General features: G+C 69.7%; 17 protein-coding genes. 4 read left to right on the top strand and 13 right to left on the bottom strand.

Features of this window, described 5'->3' with window-relative positions; translation table 11 throughout:
* Nucleotides 1–13: 13 nt before the first annotated feature.
* The 8 genes from ACRWK7_RS05585 to ACRWK7_RS05620 form a co-directional block, all read right to left on the bottom strand.
* Nucleotides 14–724, bottom strand: coding sequence for a GntR family transcriptional regulator (locus ACRWK7_RS05585; protein WP_431855207.1), 711 nt, complete (start codon nt 722–724; stop codon nt 14–16).
* Between the two features lie 55 nt (nt 725–779).
* Nucleotides 780–1688 (bottom strand): phytanoyl-CoA dioxygenase family protein, encoded by a 909-nt coding sequence (locus tag ACRWK7_RS05590; RefSeq protein WP_431855208.1) that lies wholly within the window; start codon nt 1686–1688, stop codon nt 780–782.
* Between the two features lie 16 nt (nt 1689–1704).
* Complete coding sequence (locus ACRWK7_RS05595; RefSeq protein WP_431855209.1) at nt 1705–3024, bottom strand: TRAP transporter large permease; 1320 nt, start codon at nt 3022–3024, stop codon at nt 1705–1707.
* Nucleotides 3025–3026: 2 nt separating this feature from the next.
* The gene (locus tag ACRWK7_RS05600; protein WP_431855210.1) at nt 3027–3584 is read right to left on the bottom strand and encodes a TRAP transporter small permease subunit; all 558 of its coding nucleotides are present in this window, start codon (nt 3582–3584) and stop codon (nt 3027–3029) included.
* 70 nt (nt 3585–3654) lie between these two features.
* On the bottom strand, nt 3655–4719 hold the full coding sequence (gene dctP, locus ACRWK7_RS05605; protein ID WP_431855211.1) for a TRAP transporter substrate-binding protein DctP: 1065 nt from the start codon (nt 4717–4719) through the stop codon (nt 3655–3657).
* 49 nt (nt 4720–4768) lie between these two features.
* Nucleotides 4769–6010: an iron-containing alcohol dehydrogenase gene (locus ACRWK7_RS05610; RefSeq protein WP_431855212.1), complete on the bottom strand. Its 1242-nt coding sequence runs from the start codon at nt 6008–6010 to the stop codon at nt 4769–4771.
* A gap of 119 nt (nt 6011–6129) precedes the next feature.
* Nucleotides 6130–6975: an isocitrate lyase/PEP mutase family protein gene (locus ACRWK7_RS05615; RefSeq protein ID WP_431855213.1), complete on the bottom strand. Its 846-nt coding sequence runs from the start codon at nt 6973–6975 to the stop codon at nt 6130–6132.
* Between the two features lie 4 nt (nt 6976–6979).
* On the bottom strand, nt 6980–7270 hold the full coding sequence (locus tag ACRWK7_RS05620) for a DUF6455 family protein (protein WP_431855214.1): 291 nt from the start codon (nt 7268–7270) through the stop codon (nt 6980–6982).
* A 166-nt stretch (nt 7271–7436) separates the two neighbouring features.
* On the opposite strand from ACRWK7_RS05620, the gene ACRWK7_RS05625 reads away from it, so the two are divergent.
* Entirely contained in the window at nt 7437–8195 is a 759-nt protein-coding gene (locus tag ACRWK7_RS05625) for an alpha/beta fold hydrolase (protein WP_431855215.1), read from the top strand.
* A 63-nt stretch (nt 8196–8258) separates the two neighbouring features.
* Here ACRWK7_RS05625 and ACRWK7_RS05630 read toward each other — a convergent pair whose 3' ends face one another.
* A complete protein-coding gene (locus ACRWK7_RS05630; RefSeq protein ID WP_431855216.1) occupies nt 8259–9068 on the bottom strand; it encodes a sterol desaturase family protein in 810 nt (269 codons plus the stop codon).
* 86 nt (nt 9069–9154) lie between these two features.
* On the bottom strand, nt 9155–9457 hold the full coding sequence (locus ACRWK7_RS05635; RefSeq protein WP_431855217.1) for a DUF6166 domain-containing protein: 303 nt from the start codon (nt 9455–9457) through the stop codon (nt 9155–9157).
* A gap of 94 nt (nt 9458–9551) precedes the next feature.
* Here ACRWK7_RS05635 and ACRWK7_RS05640 point away from each other — a divergent pair, with 94 nt between their 5' ends.
* Nucleotides 9552–9926 (top strand): hypothetical protein, encoded by a 375-nt coding sequence (locus tag ACRWK7_RS05640; protein WP_431855218.1) that lies wholly within the window; start codon nt 9552–9554, stop codon nt 9924–9926.
* Between the two features lie 16 nt (nt 9927–9942).
* Nucleotides 9943–10128, top strand: coding sequence for a hypothetical protein (locus ACRWK7_RS05645; RefSeq protein WP_431855219.1), 186 nt, complete (start codon nt 9943–9945; stop codon nt 10126–10128).
* Between the two features lie 266 nt (nt 10129–10394).
* On the opposite strand, the gene ACRWK7_RS05650 is transcribed toward ACRWK7_RS05645, so the two are convergent.
* Genes ACRWK7_RS05650 through ACRWK7_RS05660 form a run of 3 tightly spaced genes read right to left on the bottom strand, consistent with a single transcriptional unit; the run spans nt 10395 to nt 13008 of the window.
* Complete coding sequence (locus ACRWK7_RS05650) at nt 10395–11144, bottom strand: SDR family oxidoreductase (protein WP_431855220.1); 750 nt, start codon at nt 11142–11144, stop codon at nt 10395–10397.
* 23 nt (nt 11145–11167) lie between these two features.
* On the bottom strand, nt 11168–12508 hold the full coding sequence (locus ACRWK7_RS05655; RefSeq protein ID WP_431855221.1) for an MFS transporter: 1341 nt from the start codon (nt 12506–12508) through the stop codon (nt 11168–11170).
* Nucleotides 12445–13008, bottom strand: a complete 564-nt coding sequence (locus ACRWK7_RS05660) for an N-acetyltransferase family protein (RefSeq protein WP_431855222.1) — start codon at nt 13006–13008, stop codon at nt 12445–12447. The genes ACRWK7_RS05655 and ACRWK7_RS05660 overlap by 64 nt, the downstream gene beginning before the upstream one ends.
* A 124-nt stretch (nt 13009–13132) precedes the next feature.
* Here ACRWK7_RS05660 and ACRWK7_RS05665 point away from each other — a divergent pair, with 124 nt between their 5' ends.
* The gene (locus ACRWK7_RS05665; protein ID WP_431855223.1) at nt 13133–14041 is read left to right on the top strand and encodes a LysR substrate-binding domain-containing protein; all 909 of its coding nucleotides are present in this window, start codon (nt 13133–13135) and stop codon (nt 14039–14041) included.
* The last annotated feature ends 441 nt before the right edge of the window (nt 14042–14482 follow it).

Here is a 14482-nt window from a genome sequence, read left to right on the forward strand (position 1 = left end):
TGGGGGAAAGGCTTCAGTCGGCGGTGACCGTGGCGCGTGTGAAGTCCTCGATGTAGTCCATCAGCGCGTCCGACGCCGCCGCCGCCCGCTCAGCGTCGCCCTCGGCGATGGCCAGCGCCACCGCGCCATGCAGACGGGCGGCCAGCGGCATGTCGGCGACCTGACGGTAATGGATGTACCAGAACCGCCGCGACAGGGACTGCATCAGGCTGATGGCGCCGGTGGCGAAGTCGTTGCGCGCCGCCTGCGTCAGCAGCTGGTTGAACGCCTGGTCCAGGCGCATGAAGGCGATGTCGTCGTTGCTGGACGCCGCCTTCTGCATGCCCTCCTCGATGCGGCGGAACGCCTCGCGTTCGGCGGGGCTGGCCCGCTTGGAGGCGGCGCGCGCCATCAGGCGCTCCACCTCGCGGCGCACCTCCAGCAGGCGCAGCTGGGTCATGATGTTCACTTCGGAGACGATGATCCCCCGCCGGGGCAGGATGGTCACCAGATGCTCGTGCGCCAGCCGGTGCAGCGCCTCGCGGATCGGCGTGCGGCCGATCCCGAGGAGCTGGCTCAGCGCCGCCTCCGACACCACGCTGCCCGGCGCCAGCTCGAGGGTGACGATCATCTCCTCGAGCGCGTGGTAGGCCTTCTCGGTCAAGGTCGATTGCGAGTCGTCGAACGGCTCGGCCTCATTGCCCGGCTTGGCCTCGTGGCGTGGCGCCTTCTTCATCCGCAGCATCGGTTCCAGTTGCCCCAGCGTCGAGACTTAGCGCTCCGGGTTGTGCCGCGCAAGGTCACATCGTCAGGGCCGGCGCTGCCTTCGTCTCTCCCTGCTGGTAGGTGAAGATGGAACCATAGCCGCCCGACCAGTCCGGCGGCAACCAGCATGGCCGCGGGTCGTGGTGCGCCATCAGCGCGCGCTTGCCGCGGATGATCGACTGGTCGTGCGGGCTGCGGATCGGGTTGCCGGTGTAAGGCATGGCGTCGGCCGAGCTGAAGGCGTACAGGAGCAGCGGCCGGCCGTTCGGCGACTCGTTGAGCTTGGAGCCGTGCACCGTCCGGCAGTTGTGGATGGTCAGCGACCCGGCCGGTCCCGGCAGGTAGACGGCCTTGGACACGTCCACCTTCTCCAGGTCTTCGTCCGACAGGCAGCCGGTCCAGTTGCCGGCGTCGTCGAACTGGTAGAACAGCTCGCCCTTGTGGCTGCCCGGAATGACGCCGAGCGGCCCCTGGTCCATGTCGCAGTCGTAGATGTAGGTGCCGACCGTCAACGGCGAGTAGTTGGTGTGCGGCCAGAACTGGATGTCCTGGTGCCACTTCACCTCCGTACCGCCCTTTGCCCATTTGAAGTTCAGCTTGCTGTGGTGGAACTTCACGTCCGGGCCGACGAGGTCGGCGACGATGTCACCCAACAGCGACTGCGAGCAGTATTCCCAGTAGTAGGGGTGGTGGTCCACCGGGCTGGACAGGCGGCGCAGGCGCGGCGAATCCGCGCTGTGGCCGGGCTCGAGGTCCCAGACGGCGTCGGACTTGGCGATGCTGCGGGTGCGGTCCACCATCTCCTCGGTCGTGCGCCGCAGGTTCTCGACGATGTCCTTGGGGATGATGGATTCGAGCAGCAGATAGCCGCCCTCGAAGTACGACTCGCGCTGGGCCTGGGTCAGGATCCGCGGCGGGTGGGAGAGAACCTCCTCGGGGGTCATGGGTGCGCTCCGTAAGCTAGTTGAATCCCAGCAGCTTGCTCGGCAGCCAGAGCACGGTCTGCGGGAAGGCCATCACGATGATGAGGGTCAGGATCTGCAGCCCGATGAAGGGCAGCACGCCGCGGTACATGTGGCCGGTGGTGATCTCCGGCGGGGCGATGCCGCGCAGGTAGAAGATCGCCGGCGCCATCGGCGGCGTCAGGTAGCTGGTCTGGATCATCACCAGGAACAGAATGCAGAACCACACCGCGTCGAAGCCGGCGGCGACGACCAGCGGCGTGAACAGCGGGATCATGATCAGCACGATCGAGATCCAGTCGAGGAAGAACCCCGCCAGGAACGTCAGCCCGAGCACCAGCGCCAGCAGGCCCCAGGGGCCGAGCTGCGCCTGGTTGACCAGTTCCTGCGCCAGGCTCACGCCGCCGGCGCCGATGAAGACGCCGGTCATCATGCTGCCGGCCAGCAGGATGGTCATGATCATGGCGGTGACCTGCAGCGTCTTCATGACGGCGCCGTTCAGCGTCCGCCAGGACAGCCGCCCGTAGAAGCCCGCCAGCAGCACCGACCCGGCGGCGCCGATGGCCGCCGCCTCGGTCGGCGCGGCGAGGCCCAGCATCAGCGAGCCCAGCACGGCGATGATCATGAACATCGGCGGCACCAGCGCGAAAGCGGTGATGCGCAGCTTCTCCGCCAGCGACATGGTGTCCTCCTCCTCAGGCACCACGGGGCCGGCTTCCGGACGGATGCGGCAGAGGAGGTAGATGTAGACGAGATAGAAGCCGGCCATGATCAGACCGGGGAACACCATGCCGACCAGCAGGTCGCCGACCGAGACGTTGGCGAGCGGGCCCATCACCACCACCACAACGGACGGCGGGATGATGGTGCCCAGGCTGCCGCCGGCGCAGATCGTCCCGCAGATCAGCGGCTTGTCGTAGCGGTACTTCAGCATCACCGGGATGGCGAGCAGGCCGACCACCGTCTCCGTGGCGCCGATGACGCCGGTGGAGGCGGCGAAGACGATGCACATCACGACGGTGCCGAGCGCCAGGCCGCCGGGCATGCGGCGGGTCCACACGTGCACCGCCTCGAACAGCTGCTCGGCGATGCCGGCGCGTTCCAGCATGCAGCCCATGAAGACGAACAGGGTGACGGCGGCCAGCACGAAGTTGGAGGCGACGTCCTCGATCTTCTCGACCAGCTGGAAGACCAGCGCGGTGTCGAACACCATCCAGCCGAACACGGTCGCCGTGGCGAGCATGGAGAAGGCCACCGGCACGCCCAGCAGCAGCAGGCTGAACAGCATCGGGAACATGTAAAGCGCGAGCATCGACATGGCTAATGGCTCCCTTGCCGGCCGGCCGCGGAAGGCAGGACCACATGGCCGTGCGCCTCGGGTTCCGTCTGGCGCAGCAGCAGCAGGCACTTCGCCAGCTCGGACAGCGCCTGGAGCACCAGCATGGCGAAGGCGACGAAGAAGCTCAGGCGGAACGGCCACACCACGGGATTCCAGGCCGACTGGCCGGAGGTCTCGTGCGACAGGTAGGCCGACAGGCCGTGCTTGTAGAGCGCGAAGGACAGCCAGGAGCCGATGGGCACGACGATCAGCGCGTAGGACAGCGCGTTGACGATCGCCTTGGTGCGGGGCGAGAAGCGCAGGTAGAGCACGTCCACGCGGATGTGCGCGTTCTCGCGCATCGCGAAGGCCATGCCCAGCAGGAAGTTGGCGCCGGTGAACATGTACCCCGTCTCGTACGCCCAGATGGTCGGGCTGCCGAGGATGTAGCGGGAGAACACCTCGTAGCAGGCGGACAGCACGAGCGGGGCGACCAGCCACGCCCCCACGAAGCCGACGCAGCCGGTCAGGCGGTCGATGAAGCGGACGAAGGATTGCATGCGGACTCCTGATTCGCCGGGGACGCGGCGGGCGCCTCTCCGCCCGGGAGCGGGGAGGCGCACCAAGGACTCACTGGGTGGCGGTCGCGCGCACCTTCACGTTCCGGTACTGGGTGGCGTTCGCCCAGCGCTTCTCGAAGTCGCGCTGGCTGGCCAGCACCTTGGCGAACCAGGGGTTCGTCTGCGCCTGCTTGTCGGCCCAGGCGTCGGCGATCTCGCGCGTCCGGTACTGCACCTCGGGGGCCAGCTCGATCACCTCGTTGCCGGCCTTGCGGTAGAAGTCGAGCGCCTTGGCGTCCTCCTCGCCGATGCGCAGCCAGCTGTCGAAGGTGGTCAGGCGGGCTGCGGTCTCGATGAGCTTCTTGTCCTTGTCGGACAGCTTGGCCCAGGCGTCCTTGTTGATGACCAGATCGAACGGGGCGACCGGCTGATGGACGCCCGGGATGATCAGGTACTTGGCGACCTTGTGGAAGCCGGGGGAGATGTCCTCCCACAGCGTACCCCACTCGGTGGCGTCGATGGCGCCGCGCTCCAGCATCGGGAAGACGTCGCCGCCGGCCGTGGTCACCGGTGCGGCGCCCAGGTCCTTCGCCATGTCGAGCCAGGAGCCGGCGGTGCGCAGCTTCAGGCCCTTCATGTCCTCCAGCGTGCGAACCGGCTTGCGGGAGTGCAGGAACACCTCGGCGGTGCGGATGAACAGCGGCATGGAGACGACGCCGAACACCTCGTCGCGGTACTGGCGCTGCAGGTCGACGCCGCCGGCCTCGTACAGCCAGTGCAGCATGCGCTCGGAATCGAAGCTGCCGGCGTAGCCGCCGAACAGCACGGTGGTGGTGTCGCGGCCCCAGTCGTAGCCCATCCAGGTGTGGCCCATCTCGGCCACGCCGTTCTTGACCGTCTCGGTCACCTTCAGCGCGTTGCCGAGCGCACCGCCGGGGAAGACCTGGATCTTGATGCGGCCGTCGGACATCTGGTCGACGCGCTCGGCGAAGGCCTTGGCGCCGATGTCCATGAGCGGCCCACCCGGCCAGCCGGTGGCCATCTTGAAGCTGTGCTTGGCGTCCTGTGCCAGTGCCGGAAGCGCGAGGAAGGCCGCGACCGCGGCCGCCATCGTCAAAGCCTTGATCCTGATCACACTCATCCTCCCATGGATTGTTGTTCTTTGCCTGGCGTGTCGACGTGCTCTAGCCAGCGTCCCCCAAGCGGCCGCTGAAGGCGTTGGCGACGATGCGGCGGTAGGCCGCGTCAGCCGGCTGGATCGGGAACGCCCTGGTCAGGCGGGCCACGGCGACGCCATTGCGGGCGAGCAGCTCGATCTGCTCCTCGCGCACGCCGAAGCCGGGCAGCGTGGTGGGGATGCCGGCCATCTCCACCAGTTCCCGCGTGCGCTCCACGGCGCGCAGGGCCAGCGCGGCGTCGTCACCGCCGGATTCGCCGGCCATGCGGGCGATCTCCGCCAGTTCGGCCTGCCGCACCGGGCGCAGCGCGTCCATCACGTAGGGCAGGAACACGGCGTTGGTGCTGCCATGCGTGGCGTGCGTCAGTCCGGCCAGCGCGTAGGCCAGCGCGTGCACGCCGTTCAGCCCGGCGCTGGCGTAGGACAGCCCGGCGAACAGGCTGCCGTACGCCATGCCGGTGCGGGCCTCCAGGTTCGCGCCGTCGCGCATCGCCGCCGGCAGGTGGCGGAAGCACAGCCGGATGCTCTCCGCCGCGAACAGCATGGTCATGACGTTGCGGCCGGTGTAGGCCGGGTCGGCCTCGCCCTGGCGGTCGAACTGCGGGGAGTCGATGGTGAGATAGGACTCGATGGCGTGCGTCAGCGCGTCCAGCCCGGCGTCGCCGGTGACGCGCGGCGGGCAGGACAGCGTCAGCTCCGGATCGACCACCGCCACCGCCGGGCGCAGGTCGTTCGCCATGACCGCGACCTTGGTGTCGCTGTCGTGCTTGACCAGGATGGCGCCGGCGGTGATCTCCGATCCAGTGCCGGCGGTGGTCGGGATGGCGACCAGCGGCAGCGGCTTGCCGGGGATCCGCCCCTCGCCGATGTAGTCCTCCGGTACCCCGCCGTACTTCAGCGTCAGCGACAGCACCTTGGCGAGGTCGATGTTGCTGCCGCCGCCGACGGCGATCAGATGGTCGATGCGGTCCAGCTCGCCGCTGCCGCGCACCTGGTCCTGCACCCTGAGGCACAGCGCGACACTGGGGTCCGGTTCACCCTCCGCCGAGACGGAGGAGGTGATGCCATGCTCGCGCAGCAGGCCGCGCAGTTCCTCGATGATCGGGCTCTTTTCGGTGAAGAAGCGGTCGGTGACGATCAGCCCGTGCCGGAACCCCTGCTTTGCCAGCAGCGGCGCCAGATCGCGCCGGACACCGTTGCCGAACAGAATGCGCGACGGCGCACTGTAGAAGAGCCGGTCGTGAAGCACGGGCCCCCTCCCCTGATATATCAACGATACATTGTTAGTATGCTAATCGAACATCAGAGAGCCCGTCAACGCGGCAGCTTGCGCTATGGCCGAAGGGGGTGGGCCCCCGGCCGAAGGGACTAGCCCTGCGGGTCGTCGGCGAACAGCGCGTTCAGGTCGGGATAGGGAATGGCGACGCCGAGGATGCGCTCGTAGGTGCCGGGCCCGGCCAGTTCCTTGGCGATGGCACGGACGACGCCCATGGCGGCGCGCATGGGGCCGGAGCCGACGGTGACGCGGGCGACGCCGGCCGAGGCCAGTTCCGGGATGGACGGCATTCCCGCGCCGCCCAGGATGTTGAACGGCAGGTCGGTCGCCGCCGCCAGCGCCCGGATGGTCGGCAGGTCCATGCGGCCCGGTACGAACAGCCCGTCCGCCCCTGCATCCCGGTAGGCGCGCAGGCGCTCGACGGCGAGGGCGAGGCGCTGGTCCTCCGGCCCGATCTGCTGCCAGAACACATCGGTGCGGGCGTTGAGGAACAGCGGCACGCCGGCCGCGTCGGCCGCCGCGCGGGCGGCGCGCAGCCGGGCGAGCATGTCCGCGGGGTCGCGCAGCCCGCCACCGTCCAACCCGTCCTCGAGGTTGATGCCGACGGCTCCGGCGGCGATCACGCCGCGCACGGTGTCGGCAACGTCCTCCGGCGTGGCGCCGTAGCCGGCCTCCATGTCTGCGCTGACCGGGACGGCGACGCGGGCGGCGATGCGGCCGACCGCCGCGATCATGGCGTCGCGCGGCATGCGCTCGCCGTCCGGGTGGCCGGCGGCGAAGGCGATGCCGGCACTGCTGGTGGCGAGGGCGGGGTAGCCGGCCGCGGCGAACACCACGGCGCTGCCGGCGTCCCAGGCGTTGGGGAGGATCAGCGGTCTTCCGGTGCGGTGCAACTGCCGCAGACGCTCCGCCTTCTCCCGCAACGCCGATTCCGTCATGGCCTCACCTCAGCTTTTCGATCGCCGCGCGGTTGGGGCAGAAGCTGGGGCAGGCCTCCGACGTGTCGCGGGCCAGCCACCGCCGGCAGGCGTCCTGCCGCTCGCAGCGCCGGCACGCGGCGACGGCGTCGGCGACGGCGTAGCAGGTGCCGGCCGTCGCCAGCGCGGTCACGCCGGGCAGGCGCCGGGCGATCACCGCGGCCAGCGGCAACGACTGTCCGGGCCGCCGCGCCGCGAGGGAAACGCCGGCCAGCACCAAGCCGCCGGCCAGGACGAGAATCAGCGTCGGGTCCATGCTCTCTGCTCCAATGATGCGTAACATATCACTGATATCTTTATCGGGCCAGCGCTGCATTGACGCGGATCAATCCGTGCGGATGGGCTGTTCGGCCGGGTTGCCGGCAATGCGGCGGCGCTGCTAGCCTCTCTGATATATCATGACAATATCAGGGAGGCGGGCGATGGATGCGGCGAGGATTCGCAAGGGCGAACGACGGGTGGCGACCGGCACGCTGACGGAGCTGACGGCCGGCGCGCCGTCGGCGGACCGCCCGACGCTGGTGCTGCTGCACGGCATTCAGGGATCGGCGTCGGCGTGGAAGCCGCTGATGGAGCGGCTGCCGCCGGAGATCCACGCGCTGGCGCCCAACCTGCGCGGACGAGCCGGCTCGCACGCGCCGGACCGGCTGGAGGCGTACGGACTGAACGGCTTCGCCGCCGACGTGGCGGCGTACACGGCCGGGATTGCCGGTCCCTTCGTCCTGGCGGGGTGGAGCATGGGCGTGCTGGTCAGCCTGGAGTACGTCGCGTGCCATGGCTGCGGCCGCTTGGCCGGGCTGGTGCTGATCGGCGGTACGGCGCACCCGGGCACCGGGTGCCGCTGGTTCGCCGGGGAGACGCCCGAGCGGATCGCCGAGGAGGCGGCGCGCCGGGCCGAGGCGCTGCGGCTGACCGAGACGGCGACGCCCTTCGCCGTCGCCGGGTCCTGGATGGCGGCGCGGCGCGCCGACCATCGCGGCACGCTGGCCGCGGTGTCGGTGCCGACGCTGGTGGTGCACGGGGCTGCGGACGACCAGTGCCCGCTGCCGCACGGCCGCGCCATCGCGGACGCGATCGCCGGAGCGGAGCTGGAGGTCTGGGAGGGTTGCGGCCACAACCCGATGGCCCATGACCCGCAGCGGCTGGCGGATGCGCTGGCCGCCTTTATGGCGCGGCTGTAGCGGGTGACGGAAAACCCCTCTCCCGCCGGGGCGGGAGAGGGGCAGGGGCGGGGAGGGGGCGGTTCAGGCTGCCGAGATGACGGTGCCGCCGGCGGACTTGCCCTTGCCGCCGACCGGGGTCTTCGAGGTGCGCCGCAGGTCGGTGCGCACATGGCGGGTGTCGTAGCCGTTGAACAGGTGGCCGAGCAGCCCGCGGTTCAGGTCCGAGGTGCCGAACAGCCAGTCGGCGATGGGAAAGGTCAGGTTCATGTTTCTTTCCATCATGATCGCCTGGTTGTGGTGCGCGGTGTGGTGGCGCCGGATCGTGTTGACGAACGGGCAGTGGCGCACGAACCAATTGTCGTTCACGTGGCAGCAGAAGTGCATGAACTCGTAGGTCAGGTACATGCCCGTGGTGGTCGCCATCAGCAGCCAGCCGACGTTGGCCGAGATCAGCCAGGCGACGAACAGCGCGCCGGGGATCGACATCAGGATGAACACCACCAGCGCATAGGGCGGGAAGAAGGTGACGCGCCAGTCGAACTGGTCGGCGAAGCGCATTTCGTGTTCGGTGAAGAACTGGTGGTGCATCAGCGTGTGGCGCGTGTAGATCGCCCGCAGGCCGGGGTTGCTCTGCGGCCGGTGCATGATCTGGGCGTGCAGGAACCACTCGAAGAAATTGCAGATCAGGAAGACCGCCGGAACGGTCAGCCACTCCCACCAGCGCACGGCCTCGATGTTGGTGACGTAGATGTACATGGCGGTGAGGCCGATCGTGTAGATCACGGCGACGTGCAGCCAGCCATTGTACCAGCCGGCGATGCGCTCGCGGTACTGCTGGCGGTAGTTGCGCTGCCGGTCGCTCATCGGCGAGTTGGCGATTTCGCTGTGCATGTCCAGGTCCCCTCCCGAGCCATTTTGTGATATATCACGGATACATCAGACCCATCTCACGGTCAACTGGCCGTTCGGATAGCGGGTCACGCCCGGGCATGAAGGCCGGCCAGCGCCGCGTCCATATCGGCGCCGGTCATCTCCCACTCGTTGTTGAAGTTGGCCACCACCGTGCGCATGAACGCGTCGTAGGCTTTCAGCGCCTTGTCGCCGTCGCCGGTGTGGTCGGCGACGAGCGCCAGCGCCAGCTGCGCCGGGGCGGCGCCCTCGTAGCTCCATTCGAACCCTTCCGCACACACGGTCTTCAGGTCGAAGCGCGGGTCGAGAGGCACGCCGTCCACGGTCACCTGGATGCCGTCGATGGTGCGGTCGCCGCGATAGATCTTCATGGTTCCTCCCGTTTCCTGCTTGTCTGATATATCTATCATATGTCAAAGTGAGCCGCAATCGCCCCTTCGGACGGGGCGCGGGAGGGGAGGCGCGATGTCCTGGGCAGAAACGGCTCCGCTGGCGTGCTTCGCCGCGGCGCTGCTGGTCGGCTCCGCTGCGGCGGTGCAACTGGCGGGCTTCTTCCCGGCCACGCACCGCCCGGCCGCACTGACCGGCATCGGCGGCGGCGCGCTGGTGCTGCTGCTGGCAGGCAGCATCGTGGTGGTGGTGGTGGCGGCGCTGTGGCTGGCCTTTGCGCGGCTGCCCTGGCCGCCCGCGGTGATCGCCGCCGGGGTGGCGGTGCTGTTCGGGCCGCTGCTGTTCCAGGCGGTGCCGCCGCCGCTGCGCGACGGCCGCGCCGGGGCCGCACTCGCCGCCGTCCTCAATCTCGTTCTCGCCGTCGTTCTGGCGGCGCACATCCCCGGATAACAGCAGGAGACCCGTCATGCCTCCCATTCTGAAAGGCGTTCTGTCGGTGCTGGTCGCCGTCGTGGTGGCCGGCTGCTACCTCTTGCGCGACCGCCTCAGCCCCGACCTGCCGGCATGGCTGATCCCGGCGCTCGGCCTTTTCATGGTCGGCGCGCTGTGGCTGTTCCCCGACGCCAAGAAGCTGCCGGCTTCGCCGCGCTGAGAGCGTGCTCGCAATGGGCTCGACCGACCGGTGCCGGGCGTCCTGCCAGGTGACGCCACGATCGACGTCTGCCCTATTCGCCATTCGGTCCATCCGGTGTCGGCCATGGCTGCCGGAATGGGCCGCACTGGCATGTGCGACAGACGATCCGGCCGGTGACCTGCCCCCAGGAGAAGGTCCCGCAGCGCGTCCGCGAACTGACCGGCGGACCCGGCGGGCAAGGCGTATGTGTTCCTGGTGCCGCACCGGGCATCCATCCCGTTGGCCTACAGCCCGCCGGCCACGCGGAGCACCGCCCCGGCCACGTAGCTCGCCTTGTCCGACAGCAGCCACAGGACCGCCTCGGCGATCTCGTCCGGCTCGGCGATGCGGCCCATGGGCACGCGCGTGACGACGCGGGCCGGCCGGTCCGGCTCGCCGGCGGCGGCGTGGATGTCGGTGAAAGCCGTGCCGGGAGACACCGCGTTGACGCGGATCCCGCCCGAGGCGACCTCGCGCGCCAGCCCAAGGGTGAAGGCCTCGACCGCCGCCTTCGTCGCCGCATAGTGCACATACTCGTGCGCGGCGCCCAGCGTCGCCGCGACGGAGGAGATGTTGACCATGCGCCCGGGCGTGCCGCTCTTCTGCCATCGGCGCACGGCTTCCTGCGCGCACAGCATGGTGCCCAGCACGTTCACGTCGAGCACGCGGCGCAGCGTGGCGTGCTCGGCGTCCCGGAACATCCCGATGGGACCCGTCACGCCGGCGTTGTTGACCAGGGCAGTAACCGGCCCGAGGTCGGCTTCGGCCGTGTCGAACAGGCGATGCGCCGTGTCCGGGTCGGCGACGTCGCCGCGGACAGCGGCGGCCCGCACGCCGGCGTCGTGCAAGCCCCGCAGCAGACCCTGAGCCGCGGCGTCGTCGCGGGTGTAGTTGAAGCACACGGCGTAGCCGTCCCGCGCCGCCAGGCGGACGATGGCGGCACCGATGCCGCGGCCGCCACCGGTGACGATGAGAACGCGGAGATTGTCCTTCATGGCCGATCCTTTCGAGAGCGATTTCAGGGCGATTCGGGTTCCGCTTTCTCCCGCGGCCGGGGTGCGGCTCCCGCTCCGCCCGCCGGCAGAAGGAGCGCGCAGACGGTGGCCACGGCGCCTCCCGCCCCGAGCACCGCGAAGGCCCATCCCCAGTGCCGGGGCAGACCGTCGCCCGGATTGCCGGCGTCGAGCACCCAGCCGAAGACGATCGGGGAGGCCGCTCCGGCGCCGAATCCGAGGAGCGAGCGGAGCGCCAGGAGCGTTCCGAGGTGGCGGGCCGGGACGGCCTCGGTCATGGCCGTCGACAGCACGCCGGAATCGCCGAGGGTGGCGAAGCCATAGAGCGCGGCGAGCGCCAGGAGCGGCCCCGGCCCGAGGCCGGCGCACCATCCGATGGTGAAGGACAGAGCGCCGCCGCCGCCCGCAGCCGCGATCAGGACGACGCGCCGTCCCCACCGGTCGGAGGCGGCGCCCATCGTCAGCGTTGCCGCCATGCCCGACACGTGGATGGTCGAGGCGATCACCACGCCGAGCAGGGCCGGCGCGAGGACGCCCGGCAGCGGCCCGTCGGACAGGGCGGCCGTGAGGAACGCCGGCGTCCATGCCCACATCCCCATCAACTCCCAGCAATGCGCGGTGTATCCGAGCGTCAACAGGACCGAGGACCGGGAGGCGAGCGCGGCGAGGAGATCGCCTTTTGCGGACGCACCGCCCGGCGGTACCCCGTGCGCCGCCCGCGGCGCGTTCCCGACGGCCAGCGTACCCGTGACGGCGCCGAACAGCGGTCCGATCGCGCTGACGGCGAAGGCCCATTCGTAGCCCAATACCGTCCCGCCGCCCGTGGTGAGCGCCAGGGAGACGACGTAGCCGGCCGATGCCGCCGCCAATGTCCAGCCGAGGGCCATGCCGCGCCGCTGGGGCGCCACCGCGCCGGCCACCAGCATGATTGCCGGCGTGTATGTGCCGCCGAGCGCCACCGCCACCAGCGGGAACAGGGCCAGCGCGCTGGCGTAGGAGCGGGCGAACGCCGCGAACGCGCAGAAAGCGATGGCCGCGGCCCAGATCGACGCCAGGAACACCCGTCTGGCGCCGATCCGGTCGGCCAGCCAGGAGGTCACCAGCAGCGACAGCGCGTAGGCGAGATTGTGCGCGGCCTGGATGCTGCCGGCCTCCGTCGCGGACATGCCCCACGGATCGAGCAGGAAGGGCAGGCTGCCGGCGTAGGTCATGGTCGCCACGCAGGTGCCGAAGCGGCTCGCGCAGATCAGCGCCAAGCTCGGGTGCGCCGCCACGCCGGGCCTCAGCGGCCGTGCGGCGCGGCGCCCGCCGACAAGCCGCGCTGCATCAGGACCGTGTCGAGCCACCGGCCGAACTTGTTCCCGACCCGCCTGAGCGTGCCGGCATGCGCGAAACCGCAGGACTCGTGGAGGCGGATGGAGGCGCGGTTCTCCACCTCGCCGCCGATGACGGCGACCATTTCGGCGAAGCCGCCCCGTTCGCATTCGGCGATGATCGCGCCCAGCAGCGCCTTTCCCACCCCTTGGCCAAGGTGTTCGGGAGCGACGTACACCGTGTTCTCCACGGTGAGGCGGTAGGCGGCGCGCGCCCGGTACATCCCGGCGTAGGCGTAGCCGAGTACCCCCTGGGGAGAGGCCGCTACGAGGTATGGGCCGCCGAAGGAGAGGACGTCCCGCGCCCGCTTGGCGAGTTCGACGGGTGACGGCGGCGTCACTTCGAAGGTTGCCGTGCTGGTCAGGACATAATGTTCGTAGATGGCGGCGATCCGCACGAAATCGTCCTCGACGGCGGGTCGGATCATCGCGTGCGCCAGCCTCCCGATCATCGGCAACTCCAGGGAATGCATGCCAGACCGCCAGGCCGGTCCTTTCTTTCGAGAGGCTAGCGGTGCCGCGAGCGTCTTCGCAAACGAGTTGTCGGCACGCATCCATTGAGGAAAACTCACGCAAGCGACCGAGGAGACCACGCCCGTGACCCTGCACCGCCTTCCCCCCTTGAATGCCCTGCGTGCCTTCGAGGCGGCCGCCCGTCATGGCAGCTTCGCGGCGGCGGCCAATGAGCTGTGCGTCACGCCCGGCGCGGTCAGCCGGCAGATCCAGACGCTGGAGCGGGCGTTGCGCGTGCCGCTGTTCACCCGCGGGCATCGGCAGGTCTCCCTCACCGACGTCGGCGCCCGCTACTTCACGCGGATCACCGGACTGTTCGCCGAGCTCGGGCGGGCCACGGAGGCGCTGCAGGCCGAGAGCGGCCGCGCCCTCATCCGGGTGGATTGCCTGCCCACGCTTGCCATGCACTGGCTCCTGCCGCGGCTCGGATCGTTCCGCCGCGATCATCCCGAATACGAGATTTCGTTGCGAACCGGCCTCGGGCCCGTCGATCTGTCGCAGGATTTCGACTTGGCGATCCGCCGCAACCCCGCGCATTTCGCGGGTCTTGCCGCCACTCCGCTGACGACCGAGCGGTGCTTGCCGGTTTGCAGCCCGGCCTTCGCCCGGCAGAACCCGATCGCGGACGTGCCCGATATCGCGCGGGTCACCACCATACAGATCCGTGCCCGCGAAGACCTCTGGCCGGCGTGGTGTCGCGCGCACGGGCTGCCGCCCACGGTGTTGACCGATCCTCTGGTCGTCGACCAGACCTTCTTCGCCATCCAGGCGGCCGAGGACGGCCTTGGCTTGGCGGTGGTGCCGGCCCTGCTGGTGGAACGTCAGCTCGCCACCAACCGGCTCGTCACGCCGTTGGGCGGGCGGGCGGCCGTTTCAGGGACCTACTCCCTGCTGGAACACGCCCGCAAGCCGCGCCCCGGGGCCACCGCGCTGCGCCAATGGCTGATCGGGGAGTTCGCGCACGCAGACCCGGCGGAAGTCCGGGCAGGTTAGGTTCGCCGGCTCGGTTCCTTGGACCACAGGGAGCAACGACCCCCGGCCAAAAACCCGTCAGGGCTTCCAGAACGGCTTCCCCGCTTCCCTCTCATCACGCCGATGTCCATCAGCAGGCGGTCGTCGAGATCGAGCAGGGCGCATCGCATCCGGCCGCGCTCTTCCATGGCCGCCAGCCAGTGGAGCACGCGGCACGCTCGGAACTTCGTGTCGCCGATGGCAGCCTTCTGTACCCGCACGTCCCAATGGCCCTCCCACGCTTGGTTGCGCCGCCGCGCTGGTGTTCAGCCCTGCACCCTGACGGACCCCGCGGTCCCGTTCCTGGCCGTCGGTTTCCAGAGTGCCGACTGGATAGGCCGGTGCCGGATCACTCCACCATTGCCCACCCGGCCAGGACGGCCTGCTGGGTGGCACGGTGGTCGAGGCGGTGCCTGTCGGCTT

This window comes from Azospirillum sp., assembly GCF_050789165.1.